Raw genomic sequence first — 12,754 nt, 5'->3', positions numbered from 1 at the left:
TGCGCGGTTCAGGCTTCAGTTCATCGCCGTTTGCGCTGCTTAGGGCGTTTCTTTTGTTTTTGTAACGGATTGTTAACAATCCTTCGAGACTGTTTGGCTTTAGCTTTTTCACGGGCCGTGCGCTTCGGCTTTTCCTGCCTAGAGGAGCGGGCGGTACGCCCCTTAGCGATGCCCACAAAGTCCTGAATTGCCTCGCTATCCTCCGCCTTTCGCCAGACCAAGGCAATTTCGGTGACCGGCACCTCGCTGCCCTTCAGCGCAAGCGGAACCACCTGTTTCTTGCTGAGGATTTTTAGCAGCGGCAGCGGTGCGATGGCGATGCCCACATTGGCCGCGACCACCTGCAGGGCCTCGCGCACGGCGGCGATATCGACCTCACCGGCATCGGTGAGGCGGTAGTTGAGGTGTTCATCGGAGACATCGGCAAGCGCCAGCGCCTCGCCCACCTCCGCATAGACGGAGTCCTTTGGAACCGCAACGCCGGGGGCCTCCTCATAGAGGCGGACCACGTGGAAGGAGTCATCCAGGCGCGCATCTGGCAAGCGGGTCAGCGCCACATCCGCGTGCCCGGCGAGCAATTCCGCCATGCCGTCATCCGCATCGACGGTGGATAAACCGCCGTGGGCAGTATTGTCCTGAAATCTCTGAAACCATTTTCCAGGTTGCGTACCGGTAACAAAGGCTAAGCGCAGCATGGAGCACAGTCTACTGAAAGTGCTACGGTTAAACCGTGAGTGAACAACATAACCAACAGCAACCGTCCGGTACCGCGATGCGCGCGCAGACCGCCGCTAAGAAGCTAAATATCTATCTGCCCGCCGCCCCCGAGGAATTTCAAAATAGTGCAGTAAGCCACGAGGAACTGCGCGAGCTGCAGCACAATCCCCCGCAGTGGCTGCAAACGCTGCGCCGCAAAGGCCCCCACCCCCGGCAGGAAGTTGCCCACAAACTGGGCATTTCCGTTACCGCGCTAAAGAAGAATGACATGGATAAGCCGCTGACCACCGCGGAAATCAGCGAGCTTTTGGAAAAGCAGCCGGAGTGGCTGCAGCAAGCCCGCGCCACGCTGGCGCAGGCTCGCGGCCACGACGTCCACAAGGACGCCGCAGAGGATTCTTTAGAAGATAAGGACTAAACCAGCTTCCAGTCCTCGAGGCCCTCATACAGCGGGTAGTCCTCGGCGATCTTATCGACGCGCCGGCGAAGTGCCTCGACATCGGCATTATTGCCCTGCGCCAAGGCGGTACCGATGACATCGGCAACCTCGGTGAAGGCTTCCGCATCGAGGCCACGAGTGGCCAAGGCGGAGGTGCCGATGCGCAGGCCCGAGGTGACCATCGGCGGGCGAGGATCGTTCGGGACCGCATTGCGGTTGACGGTGATTCCTACCTGGTGCAGGAGATCTTCTGCCTGCTGACCATCGAGCTGCGAATTGCGCAGATCCGCCAGGACGAGGTGGACATCGGTGCCGCCGGAGACGACGTCGACGCCAGCTGCCTGTGTATCTTCCGCCAAGAGGCGATCAGCCAGAATGCGGGCACCCTCGAGGGTGCGCTCCTGGCGCTCCTTGAATTCCTCGCTGGCCGCAATCTTCATGGAAATGGCCTTTGCCGCCACCGCGTGCATCAGCGGTCCACCCTGCTGGCCGGGGAAGACATTGGAGTTCAGTTTCTTTGCGTATTCCTGCTTGGCCAAGATCATGCCGGAGCGCGGACCGCCCAAGGTCTTGTGCACGGTGGTGGAAACGATATCGGCGTGCTCGACAGGGTTCGGGTGCAGGCCCGCGGCAACCAAGCCCGCGAAGTGAGCCATATCAACCCACAGGTAAGCGCCCACCTCATCGGCGATTTCGCGGAAGGCCGCGAAATCCAGGGTGCGCGGGTAGGCGGACCAACCGCCGATGATAACCTTTGGCTTCTCCTTAATTGCCTGCTCGCGCAGCTTATCCATGTCCACGCGCATGGTCTCTGGGTCCACGCCGTAGGCTGCGACATCGTAAAGCTTGCCGGAGAAGTTCAGCTTCATGCCGTGGGTCAGGTGCCCACCGTGGGCCAAGGACAGGCCGAGGATCTTATCGCCCGGTTCCGCGATGCTGGCCAGGACCGCGGCATTAGCCTGCGCGCCGGAGTGTGGCTGCACGTTGGCAAATTCCGCGTTGAAGAGCGCCTTCGCACGGTCGCGGGCAAGATCCTCAATGACGTCGACGTGCTCACAGCCGCCGTAGTAACGACGCCCCGGGTAGCCCTCGGCGTATTTATTAGTCAAGACAGAACCCTGTGCCTGCAAGACAGCGCGCGGCACGAAGTTCTCAGAGGCGATCATTTCCAGGGTCTCGCGCTGGCGGGAAATTTCTCCCTGGATAGCGCCGAAAACATCTGGGTCAAGATCGCGCAGGTCAGTATTGAAAGAAGCCATATAAGACTAGTCCTCTTCTCGGTAGGAAGCAGTATGAGCCATTACATATCATAACCTTTCGGCTACCTTACAGGGGGCAAATTTTTCATTCCCTTGTTACGGCGTGCGACAATTAAGCCATGGCGCGCAACCTGGATTCGAGCCCCTACCTCGACTTTGACCGTGAAACCTGGCGTGAACTACGCAAATCGATGCCGCAGGTGCTGACAGAAAACGAGCTTGAAGAACTTCGCGGCATCGGTGACCGCATTGATTTGGACGAGGTCGCAGACGTCTATCTCCCCCTCTCCCGCCTTATCCACATGCAGGTCACCGCCCGGCAGCAGCTCACCGCCGCCACCGAGGCCTTTTTGGGCAACCCGCCCACGCACGTGCCCTTCGTCATTGGCGTGGGCGGTTCCGTGGCCGTGGGTAAATCCACCACCGCCCGCCTCCTCCAGGTGCTCTTGCAGCGCTGGGACTCGCATCCGAAGGTGGATCTGGTTACCACGGACGGATTCCTCTTTCCCACCCAAACGCTTAAAGAGCGCGGTCTAATGAAGCGCAAGGGTTTTCCCGAATCCTATGACCGCCGCGCGCTCATGCGCTTTGTCACCGACGTCAAGTCCGGAAAGCCCGTGGTCAAGGCGCCACTGTATTCGCATATCACCTATGACATCGTCAAAGATCGCTACCAAGAGGTCAACCAGCCCGATATTCTGATTTTGGAGGGCCTCAACGTCCTTCAGACCAGCCCCACCCTCACCATTGCGGATCTCTTTGATTTCTCCGTCTACGTCGATGCCCGCACGGACGATATTGAGCAGTGGTACATCGATCGCTTCCTCACGCTGCGCAATACCGAATTCCGCCGGCCGAATGCGCACTTCGCCGCCTATGCGGATATGGATGATGAGCAGGCGCGCGCCCAAGCCCGCGAAATTTGGCAATCCATTAACCTGCCGAACCTGGTAGAAAACATCCTGCCCACCCGCGTGCGCGCCTCGTTGGTATTGAAAAAGGGCTCGCATCACCTCGTTGAAAAGGTACGAATGCGAAAAATTTAGCCGCTACTTGCCAAAGCGGCGCGAACGCTGGGAATAATCACGCAGCGCGCGCAGGAAGTCTACCTTCCGGAACGCCGGCCAATAGGTATCGGTGAACCAGATTTCTGAATAGGCCGCTTGCCACAGCAGGAACCCGGAAAGGCGCTGCTCACCGGAGGTGCGGATCACCAAATCCGGATCCGGCAGGCCCTTGGTATACAGGTGTTCTGTGATCGAGTCTGCGGTAACTCGCTCCGCCATCTCGGCCGCGCTGGTACCCTTTTCGGCCTCGCTGCGCACCAATTTTTGGACGGCATCAACGATTTCTTGGCGCCCACCGTAGCCCACAGCCACATTGACGATGACGCCCTGGTTATCCTTGGTTTCCTCGGCGGCATCGACCATACGCTGGGTTACCGGCGCGGGCAATAAATCCAAGTTGCCTACAAGGCGCACCTGGCAATCCAAATCTCCCCGGGACAGGTGCGTGACCACATCTGAGATGATGTCAAAAAGCAGCTGCACTTCCTGCTGGCTGCGCTTCAAGTTCTCCGTGGATAAGAGGTAGATGGTGACTACCTCAATATCGGTATCGCGACACCACGCGATCATCTCTCCGATTTTCTTCGCACCCTGGCGGTGGCCATGGCTAATATCAGTAAACCCGGCTTCCCGCGCCCAGCGGCGGTTGCCGTCAGCCATGATCGCCACGTGCTTCGGCTGTGGCCTGCCCTTGATAAGCCGCACGAGGCGCGCTTCATACAAGGGGTACATCAGCCGCTTGAGAAATGTCACGTTGTTTACTCCAGCCGGCTAGAAAATCGACTTCTTGCGGTTATCGTAAAGGCCAGCTTCCTTGAGCGCAGCATCCACAGCTTCCTCATCAAATGGATCGATTCCGTGGTCCTCAGCGAACATGGTACGCCGGCGAAAGCGCGAAAAGCGGCGGTGGAAGTTCCAGCCCGCTACCAGCACGGCAACGCCCAAGATGGCCAAGATAAGCAGCCCGATGGGCGAAGCCTTACCAAACTCAGGGCCCATTGGTCCGCCCTCAGCACCTTCTGTGCCTTGCGCACGAACAGTGACATCGTGCGCAGCAAGGAAAAGGGAGTCATAGACGCTCATATTTTAAGTCTCCTCGTTCTTTTCAATGCCCGCAAATAAATCATTTTCCGGCAGCGAGGTCGATACTCGAGTCTTAGCTAGCTCAAACTCCTCCGTCGGCCACAGACGCTGCTGGACCTCCACGGAGGTGGCCAAGAATGCACCGGCCGGATCGATCTGCGTCGCGTGCGCCCGCAGCGCATCGTCGCGGTTTTGGAAGTAATCGGCGCACTCCACCTGCGTGGTAACGCGAGCCATAATATCGCCGAAAGCAGTATCCCAACGCGCCAGCATAGGGCCATACGGGCTGGGCTTTCCCTCCTCAAGGAGGAGATCGTGGAACATCTTCATGCGTTGGTACACAAAGCCATGCGAGTAATACAGCTTCAGCGGCTCCCAGGGCTCTCCCAATTCTGGGTGGTAGTCAGGGTCGCCTGATTTGTCCCACGCAATCATGGATGCTCGGTGAACCATAAGGTGATCCGGGTGCGGATAGCCGCCATTTTCGTCATAGGTAATGATGACCTGCGGGCGGAACGAGCGAATAACGCGCACCATTTCCTGAGCCGCTGCATCATCGCCCATCAGGGCAAAGCAGCCTTCCGGCAAGAGGTCTTCCATGCTCTTGCCTTCCTCAGGATCTGGCAGGCCGGAATCTACGTGGCCTAACCACTGGTGTTGGACCCCAAGCGCGCGGGCTGCCTTAGCCATTTCCTCGCGGCGTACCTCAGCCATGTTTTCCTTAACACCAGGACGGTCCATAGCCGGGTTAATAATGTCACCGCGTTCACCACCGGTGCAGGTCAGCACCATTACATCCGCACCTTCTGCAGCGTAACGGGCCGTAGTCGCAGCACCCTTGGAGGATTCATCGTCCGGGTGTGCGTGGATTGCTAGGAGGCGAAAGTCGCTCACTGAAAATCCATCCCCTTTAAAACTAGCTTTTAGAACAGATCACTATCTTAGTAGATAATGGGAAAATGGTACTCCTCGGTTAAAGTAGGGCTATGACTTCCGCCGGAAATTCTCGCTCCGCCGCGCGCTACGGCTCGCGCGATAAATCACAAAAGAACTCTGGTAGCTGGACCAATAAGGCGCTGGTGTTGATTTTCGCCGCCATGCTCGTCACCCTTCTTTACTACGGTTTCCAGTATTTTCGGGAAAAAGAATCCGTCAATGCGCAGATCTCTATGGTCACCCAGGAGGTTCTCAGTGATGACACCACGCGCGTCTGGGTCGATGTGACCCGCAATCACACCGATGAAGACGCCTATTGCATCGTGCAGGCCTACGATTACTCCAAATCCGAGGTGGGCCGCCGCGAATTCGCCGTTCCTGCCGGCGGAAATGAAACCCACCGCATTGCTGTCGATGTCCCCACCAATGCCCGCGCCGTCGCCGGTGGCGCCTACGGCTGCTCCGGCAATATCCCGGATTACCTGGATATGGACAATCCCGACTACGCGGAAAGTCGCTAGCCCCATGTGCTAGGATTTGTACAGCCTAGAACTGGGCATTTGCCTGGTTGCATACTTAACTTCGGTCCCGCCATCATCGCGGGACTTTGACCACTATTCCACAGCACGGAAGGTTTTAGAATGGCTGAGCAGCAAAAGCAGTACATCACCCCAGAAACCAAGGCAAAGCTCGAGACCGAGCTGCAGGAACTCATCGATCACCGCCCTGAGGTTGCGGCGGAAATCAATGAGCGCCGCGAAGAGGGCGACCTGAAAGAAAACGCCGGCTACGATGCCGCCCGCGAGATGCAGGACCAGGAAGAGGCCCGCATCAAGCAGATTTCTGAGCTGCTGGCTAACTCCACCACCGAGCGTGGCACCATGCAGGAAGGCGTTGCCTACACCGGCAGCGTCGTTCACGTGTACTACAACGGCAACAAGGACGATAAGGAAACCTTCCTCATCGGTACCCGCGCCGCTGCGACCGATAACAAGGACCTGGAAACCTACTCCGAGCAGTCCCCGCTGGGCGCCGCCATCATCGGTGCACAGGAGGGCGAAACCCGCGAGTATTCCGCGCCAAACGGTAAGACCATCTCGGTGACCATCGAGTCGGCTGCCCCATACGATTCCGCCAAGGCTGCCACCCCGCGCGAGTCCTAATTTCCTCCGTCCACCCCACTACCGCCTTCACTACTCTGGAGAAAGAGCACATCCCCATGAAGAAATTCTCCCGTTTCGCCACCGCTGGATTAGTATTTACCGCCGGCCTTTCCTTGGCCGCCTGCCACCCGCCGAACGAGCAGGATTCTGAATCCGGCAAGATCGACAACGCATCGACCTTTACCGGCGAGGCACCGGCACAGAAGAATGCTGAGACGTCTTCCTCTGCTGCTACCACCGAGCCTGGCGTGGATCCGGAGGGCCTGCAGAACGGGGTCGAGGAACCTGAGCAGCTGCCAAACGCTACCGCGACGCAACTGCCGCAATAAAAACAAAAGAATTGGGCTGAAGGATACTTTCCTTCAGCCCTTTTTCTTTCCCCAATTCACTACCTAGGATTCTCGCGCCCAATTGCCGATGACCCCTGGCACGACCGCCGGCGGCTCGCCCAACAGATCCCGCTTATTCGGATCGCGCTCAACCTGCGTGGTTACCGCCTTCACCCGGTTTTTGTCATTTCCCTGACCCCGGGTTCCCATCATTGGTGCAAAGGCCCGCATGCCAGCAGCCGGTCTCCCGGCACCGGATTTAGCACCTGCGCTATTGGCTGCACCTCCCCCGCGCACCACAGCTTCACGCGCAGCGCCCCTTTCGAGGTGTCCGCGGCTACCGTTACCGCCGCTGCTATTGCCAGCGGCTTCTCCTGCGGCCCGAGGAAGCGCGCCTCCCACGCCGCGGGCGCCGACCCCCTCACCGGCACCACCGCGTAAGCCTGCTCCGCCGCGCGCAGCGGTTCCGCCAGCGCCCAATCCAGGGGCGGAATTTACCAGTGCGCCCATATTTCCTCCTGCTCCAGAACCAGGCTTTCCGCCCGTACCGATGGCCCCGCTGCCGAGCCCGGCCAGCGAATTGAATCCACCACCACGAAGCGCACCAGCGTTTCCGCGTCCAGTTCGCCCGCCGAGTCCAGGACCACCCGCTGCACCGGCAATACCGGTTCCTGTGCCTACCCCGGATCCGGCTCCAGTACCAGAACCTGTTCCACGTCCAGCACCAAGCGGTGCTCCCATCCCGGTAGAACCGAGTCCACCGCTACCGCTGCCAGATCCAGCACCAATACCCGCGGTACCGGGAGCGGCACCTGCGGTTGGCATAGATCCTAAGTGGCCATGCGATGCCGTCGCCCCAGGAAGTGAGGCCCCACTGGTTGCGACATCGCGACCATTAATATCTATTCCGTCGCCCACGCCTAGCTCAGAAAGCGCCCTTCTGCCATCTGCATGCAATTGCTCCTGGAACGCGGCGGTTTCCTCTGGAGTCATGCCGACGGATTCCAAATCGTGGACCGTACCATTAGCCACGTCAAAGTTTCCCGGGCCCACATCGCCGCGGGCAATAGCTTCCTGAATTGCACGCGGCCAGACGACATTGTCGGTGTTATATTTCTGGCCATCGCCCTCTACGCCTGACAAACCAGCATCTACGCCGCCGCCTCCAGAGGCCGGCGACTGTTCCATCAGCGGATGTTGATTGGGCATTGCGTCAATGGCAAACCTCTGGAGGTCCGGCTGCAGCTTTGCCAACGCTGCCTTCTCTGCGATTCTTCGCTTCGCTGGGTCCGGGATCTTCATAATATCCATCGCCATGGCCATCGCCGAAGGCTGAATCATCATCAACCGCGAGTGGAAACCAGTAAGCTTTTCCCCCATTGCTGCGGCATTGGCCACAAAGTGCTTTCCCGAGGCCGCGACTTCCCTAATCTTCGCTGCCGCCCGCGACGTGGTTTCGCTGTCATTCTCACTTTCCAAGGACCCCGCGGCTTCTTCAAGCCCGCTCACGATCTCCCGAACCTCAGAACCTAACGACGCCCAACGCGCATTAGCTTCAGAAACGCTCCAAATCTGCGTTGACATCAAGTCCGTCGCCAGCTTTGTAATCGAAGTGCCGACGTTAACTACCGGAGGAGTAAAGGCGAAGGGGCTATATCCCGGCTCTGGCTGGTCCATAATCGGCATCGATTCAACGCCAATCTCACCACCCGCATCAGCGATATCCATCGCCCTACTATTTGCAGTTTCTTGGGCTTCAAAGCCTCGAGCTTCTCGGGCGAGACTGTCGTAGAGCCATTTCAATTGCTCTGAGAAAGCTCTTAGAGAATTACTTGCGGAACCGGGATCTGTTTCAAGGATTCGCTGGTGGATCGCCCCCACGTGGTCGATTCCACTGACAGGTGAAAACGCCGAATCCAACGGCGACTGAGCGTTCCCAACCGCCCCCATAAGTTCCGTTCCTAGAAACTCTGTTTCCATGGCAGTGTTTAGTAGACTTTCACTACTGATCTTCATAATTCCCCCGATTGTCTTTCCTAAAGATTCGCTAGTACTCCGCTAGCTATTGAACACTTTTCTTCGTAATTTTCATCAGAACTAAATCCTGAGTAATTGACTCGTATAACTCCTCGGACTGTCTTTTGAATTACGGTACAAAACATATCTCCAAAAAGTTCGTTTTCTTCAATGCCTCCAAACTTTGAAGAATTTTCATTTGAACTTTCTTCCCAGTTCGATGAATCATCAAATGGAGTGGAACTTATCATTCCAGACAATCCAACTACTCCTCCTCGACGTTGGTCATCTTGAAACTCAAAGGTGCATATGACGGAACCGGAGGTTTTCCGAGTCTTCCCAATAGGAGTCCCGATCCCCGCCGCCTGTAGCCTGTCCGGTGGAATCTCCGTACATGGATCGAATAGCTCGAAATCTGGATCAGCAGGATCAAATTCTCCCGGTGGCGGTAGTGCCCCGGAATCCTCATCTCCCGTGGCGCCGGTCTCCCCCCGAAGACCGGCGCCGGCCCTCGAATGCTCGCCTTCGGGGTGTTCCGAATCCCCCGGATTGTCTTCCACATCATCCCCCTGGCTCCCGTTGGCATCACCTGCGCCATCGACTGAACTAGTGCCATCAGTTTCTGCCGTCATCGCGGCATCTTCTGATGCGCTCTTCGAGCCGACTTCCGCAGCGCAGCCACTCAGCGCGACCGAGCTGACTACCAGCGCTGCTACGGTTGCCTGACGTTTCACAACAATCCTTCGGTTACTCCCTTTAGACGAGCTGGAACGAGAAGAAAATAGAGGAGAGAACTCTCTACCTTCCGGTTTCCCGTTCCCGCCACATAGCATGCATCAATCGTGCAAGAATTTCTCGTTGAGAGCGCAAATTAGTCAATTTTTAACTATCTCATTAGTCTCATTCGCCACATTTAAATCTTTTCAAATGGTGAAATTAGCTGCTCATTAGCTGTCTTAAACCTGAATCCCCGCTCCTACCCGCTTAAAACCTAAAGAACGACTTAATACCCCCTGAATTACCCCAATAATTACACGCCCGTAAGCCAAAGGAAAACACAAAAATGGCCCGCACCGAAGTGCGGGCCGAAAGCGCGGAGAGGCTTAGTTGCGCTGAACGTAGCTCAACAGGCGAAGGATTTCGGTGTAGAGCCAGACCAAGGTCACGGCCAAGCCAATGGCTACGCCCCATGCCTGCTTGGCAGGAGCACCGGCACGGATAAGGCGGTCTGCTTGGTCAAAGTCAGTCAGGAAGGACAGAGCGGCCAAGACAATGCAGACCAAGGAGAAGATGATGGCGAGGGGGCCACCATCGCGCAGCGGGTTGAAATCGAAGAAGATGGCACCCAAGAAGTTAGCGAGAGCCATCACCGCGACACCTGCAATGAGGCCGACCAAAATCTTAGTGAACTTTGGAGTGACCTTTACTGCACCAGTCTTGTAGACGATCAGCATGCCGATGAACACGCCGATGGTGCCGACGATTGCCTGGCCAATCAGTGCCATGCCATTAGAACCACCGATGGTGCTGTTGGCGAAGACGAAGGAGAAGCCACCAACGAAAAAGCCTTCGAATACTGCGTAGATGAGGGTCGCAGCCGGGGAACCCCACTTACGGCCAAAGGAGGCCACGAGTACGGTGATGAATCCGCCGATACCGCCGACCAGCATAAGCATCATGGCGGTGCCCGGGTTCATGGTGCCTAGGTAGAAGTTGATAGCAGCGGCCACGATAATGATGCCGAGGGTGATGCCCGTCTTGGTGACGACGTCATCCACGGTCATGGGGCGAGGGGCTTCGCTCGCGTAGCCGGAGCCGGGGTTCTGCTGCTGGCTAGTTTCAGTCAGCGAGGTCATAACCGGATTGCTTGAACGCACGGTTGTCCTTTCTCAGTGATGTACGAATCATCTTTCTCATGTAGATCAACGTCATCACGCCTCACAAAGTTCCTCATTTAGAATAATTTGTTCAAGATTCCAAGAAATTTATTGCTGGACCGGCCCCTCCTGTGACCTGTCCCGAGTTTTGTTGCTAGGAACTTGCTCTCGTGTCGGGTGAGCCGCCGGAAAGGTTCTCGGCGTAGAACCACAGCTGATTGCCAAGGATTTTCTGACTACAAGGCGGTCCACTATGGTGAACAGCTCCTCCAGGGCTCTAGCGGCCCTATTTCCTGCCGCTCTGCTATCAATATTTCGCTAGCCATCACACCCTGTCAGGTGCACCGCGGATTTACTATCCGCAGTTTCGATATAAACTTAAAAGAGGCATCTTCTTCATGAGCTAATCCTCGTGTGCCTAGACAGTCATACTTCAGCTGAAAGTGAAGGAATATCTTGCGATTTACACTCATTTCCATTGCCACAGCAATCATCATGACGCTGGCGGGCGCTAGCGCATTTTTCATCCCTGCATTCATCGCAGTCGGAATTGCCATCGACGGCCACAACCGGAAAACCGTACAGCCTAAAATTGTTGACGCAGGTCCAGACAAGGAGCTGTGAGCCGGCGGGCTTGTGCTGCACGCGTCTTTGACTCGCAGATGAGGTGCGCGAGTCGCATGCCAACAGGCACAGTCTACCCTGCCAGTTGAAACGCTAGGCTCAGCCATACGAAAAATCTCGAGACACCTTAGGAGCGGTGTCTCGAGACTTCACAACGTGCCCCCAGTGGGACTCGAACCCACACTGAATCGATTTTAAGTCGACTGCCTCTGCCGATTGGGCTATGGGGGCGGGGTGCAAGGAATAGTGTAGGACACTATTCCTAAAAAGAGTTAATGAGGGGTGGATTCACTAACCAGACCTGCAATGATGCCGTCTAGGATGTCTTTTTCGCTGATGAAGAAGCTACGTGCATCGCTGGTTCGCTCGATAAGCTGCATGATTCCCTCAACGGCTACTGCCCCACCGCCGATGACATCGGCGCGGCCTGGGTGAATGACCGGATTGAGGGCGCGTTCCTCCGAGGGAATGCTGACGAGTTGCTTGAGCAGCACCCGCAGGGCATCAAAACGCAGCTCCGAGCCGTGGATCGCATCGGGGTCATAGCGCTCTAGGCCCTGGGCCAGGGCGGATAGCGTGGTGAATGTACCCGCGCAGCCCACGATGGTGCGTGCCTTGGACATGGGGACGATCTTTTCCACCTCGCCCATGCGCTCTGCCACGTATTCGGAGGCGATCTCGATTTCTGATTCTGTGGGCGGGTCGGTGCGCATGATGCGTTCGGTCAGCCGCACGCAGCCCATGTACGCGGAGTGCGAACCTAGAATCTCTTCATCGGCGGTGCCCACGACGAATTCGGTGGACCCGCCGCCCAAGTCAATGACGCAGAAGGGGCCGCGGTCCGGCTCCATATCGGCTACCGCGCCGTTGAAGGACAGGAGTGCTTCTTCTTCGCCGGAGATAACCTCCGCCTTTGCGCCGGATTGGATCTGACCCAAAAGCTCGGCGGTCATATCGAAAAATTCCTGCTGGTTCTTCGCATCGCGGGTGGCACTGGTTGCCACCATGCGCACGCGGGTAACCTTTTCAAACTTCATCTGGCGCACATAGCCCTCCAAGGCCACGCGGGCGCGTTCTAAGGCATCGGGGGCAATTTCACCCGTTGCATCCACGCCTTGGCCCAGGCGAATGATTTCCATGGTGCGGGTAATATCGCGCACCTTGCCGTCTTCATCGATCTCAGAAATTAACAGGCGAATGGAATTGGTACCGCAGTCAATGGCTGCCACGCGGGTCATGTCTTA

15 protein-coding genes and 1 tRNA gene are annotated in these 12,754 nt (G+C 57.1%); 6 read left to right on the top strand and 10 right to left on the bottom strand.

Features of this window, described 5'->3' with window-relative positions; translation table 11 throughout:
• Positions 1-20 precede the first annotated feature (20 nt).
• Positions 21-695 carry a LysR family transcriptional regulator substrate-binding protein gene (locus tag HMPREF1287_RS00840; protein ID WP_023017691.1) on the bottom strand — a complete coding sequence of 225 codons (675 nt, stop codon included), beginning with the start codon at positions 693-695 and terminating at the stop codon, positions 21-23.
• A gap of 77 nt (positions 696-772) precedes the next feature.
• Between HMPREF1287_RS00840 and HMPREF1287_RS00835 the strand changes: the two genes are divergently transcribed.
• On the top strand, positions 773-1,135 hold the full coding sequence (locus HMPREF1287_RS00835; RefSeq protein WP_023017690.1) for a DUF5997 family protein: 363 nt from the start codon (positions 773-775) through the stop codon (positions 1,133-1,135).
• Here HMPREF1287_RS00835 and glyA read toward each other — a convergent pair.
• Positions 1,132-2,415: a serine hydroxymethyltransferase gene (gene glyA, locus HMPREF1287_RS00830; protein WP_023017689.1), complete on the bottom strand. Its 1,284-nt coding sequence runs from the start codon at positions 2,413-2,415 to the stop codon at positions 1,132-1,134. The genes HMPREF1287_RS00835 and glyA overlap by 4 nt on opposite strands.
• 119 nt (positions 2,416-2,534) lie before the next feature.
• Between glyA and coaA the strand changes: the two genes are divergently transcribed.
• Positions 2,535-3,461 (top strand): type I pantothenate kinase, encoded by a 927-nt coding sequence (gene coaA / locus HMPREF1287_RS00825; RefSeq protein WP_023017688.1) that lies wholly within the window; start codon positions 2,535-2,537, stop codon positions 3,459-3,461.
• 3 nt (positions 3,462-3,464) lie between these two features.
• Here the strand turns inward: coaA and HMPREF1287_RS00820 are convergent, their stop codons facing one another.
• From HMPREF1287_RS00820 to mca, 3 genes are read right to left on the bottom strand one after another with little or no spacing between them, the layout of a single operon-like run.
• Entirely contained in the window at positions 3,465-4,235 is a 771-nt protein-coding gene (locus HMPREF1287_RS00820; protein ID WP_005282106.1) for an isoprenyl transferase, read from the bottom strand.
• Positions 4,236-4,253: 18 nt separating this feature from the next.
• The gene (locus HMPREF1287_RS00815) at positions 4,254-4,565 is read right to left on the bottom strand and encodes a hypothetical protein (protein ID WP_023017687.1); all 312 of its coding nucleotides are present in this window, start codon (positions 4,563-4,565) and stop codon (positions 4,254-4,256) included.
• A 3-nt stretch (positions 4,566-4,568) separates the two neighbouring features.
• Positions 4,569-5,459 (bottom strand): mycothiol conjugate amidase Mca, encoded by an 891-nt coding sequence (gene mca / locus HMPREF1287_RS00810; RefSeq protein WP_023017686.1) that lies wholly within the window; start codon positions 5,457-5,459, stop codon positions 4,569-4,571.
• A 92-nt stretch (positions 5,460-5,551) separates the two neighbouring features.
• Between mca and HMPREF1287_RS00805 the strand changes: the two genes are divergently transcribed.
• The 3 genes from HMPREF1287_RS00805 to HMPREF1287_RS00795 all read left to right on the top strand — a co-directional run bounded on the left by HMPREF1287_RS00805 (position 5,552) and on the right by HMPREF1287_RS00795 (position 6,993).
• A complete protein-coding gene (locus HMPREF1287_RS00805) occupies positions 5,552-6,022 on the top strand; it encodes a DUF4307 domain-containing protein (protein WP_005280027.1) in 471 nt (156 codons plus the stop codon).
• Between the two features lie 120 nt (positions 6,023-6,142).
• Complete coding sequence (gene greA, locus HMPREF1287_RS00800; protein ID WP_005280026.1) at positions 6,143-6,664, top strand: transcription elongation factor GreA; 522 nt, start codon at positions 6,143-6,145, stop codon at positions 6,662-6,664.
• A gap of 56 nt (positions 6,665-6,720) precedes the next feature.
• On the top strand, positions 6,721-6,993 hold the full coding sequence (locus tag HMPREF1287_RS00795) for a hypothetical protein (RefSeq protein WP_005280024.1): 273 nt from the start codon (positions 6,721-6,723) through the stop codon (positions 6,991-6,993).
• A 63-nt stretch (positions 6,994-7,056) separates the two neighbouring features.
• Here the strand turns inward: HMPREF1287_RS00795 and HMPREF1287_RS00790 are convergent, their stop codons facing one another.
• From HMPREF1287_RS00790 to HMPREF1287_RS00780, 3 genes are all read right to left on the bottom strand, one after another.
• On the bottom strand, positions 7,057-8,721 hold the full coding sequence (locus HMPREF1287_RS00790; protein ID WP_034653869.1) for a hypothetical protein: 1,665 nt from the start codon (positions 8,719-8,721) through the stop codon (positions 7,057-7,059).
• A gap of 308 nt (positions 8,722-9,029) precedes the next feature.
• Entirely contained in the window at positions 9,030-9,743 is a 714-nt protein-coding gene (locus HMPREF1287_RS12385; protein ID WP_023017684.1) for a DUF3558 family protein, read from the bottom strand.
• 369 nt (positions 9,744-10,112) lie between these two features.
• Entirely contained in the window at positions 10,113-10,886 is a 774-nt protein-coding gene (locus HMPREF1287_RS00780) for a Bax inhibitor-1/YccA family protein (protein WP_023017683.1), read from the bottom strand.
• Positions 10,887-11,342: 456 nt separating this feature from the next.
• Here HMPREF1287_RS00780 and HMPREF1287_RS12555 point away from each other — a divergent pair, with 456 nt between their 5' ends.
• Positions 11,343-11,510: a hypothetical protein gene (locus tag HMPREF1287_RS12555; RefSeq protein WP_198010360.1), complete on the top strand. Its 168-nt coding sequence runs from the start codon at positions 11,343-11,345 to the stop codon at positions 11,508-11,510.
• A gap of 157 nt (positions 11,511-11,667) precedes the next feature.
• Here the strand turns inward: HMPREF1287_RS12555 and HMPREF1287_RS00775 are convergent.
• Both HMPREF1287_RS00775 and HMPREF1287_RS00770 read right to left on the bottom strand, forming a co-directional pair.
• Positions 11,668-11,741: transfer RNA gene (locus HMPREF1287_RS00775), tRNA-Leu, on the bottom strand.
• A 41-nt stretch (positions 11,742-11,782) separates the two neighbouring features.
• The gene (locus HMPREF1287_RS00770) at positions 11,783-12,748 is read right to left on the bottom strand and encodes a Ppx/GppA phosphatase family protein (RefSeq protein WP_005280018.1); all 966 of its coding nucleotides are present in this window, start codon (positions 12,746-12,748) and stop codon (positions 11,783-11,785) included.
• Between the last annotated feature and the right edge of the window lie 6 nt (positions 12,749-12,754).

This window comes from Corynebacterium sp. KPL1986, from assembly GCF_000477975.1.
Taxonomy (GTDB): Bacteria; Actinomycetota; Actinomycetes; order Mycobacteriales; family Mycobacteriaceae; genus Corynebacterium; species Corynebacterium accolens.
The sequence above is the reverse complement of the archived record's forward strand: the minus strand, read 5'-3'. Positions and strand labels throughout refer to the sequence as shown.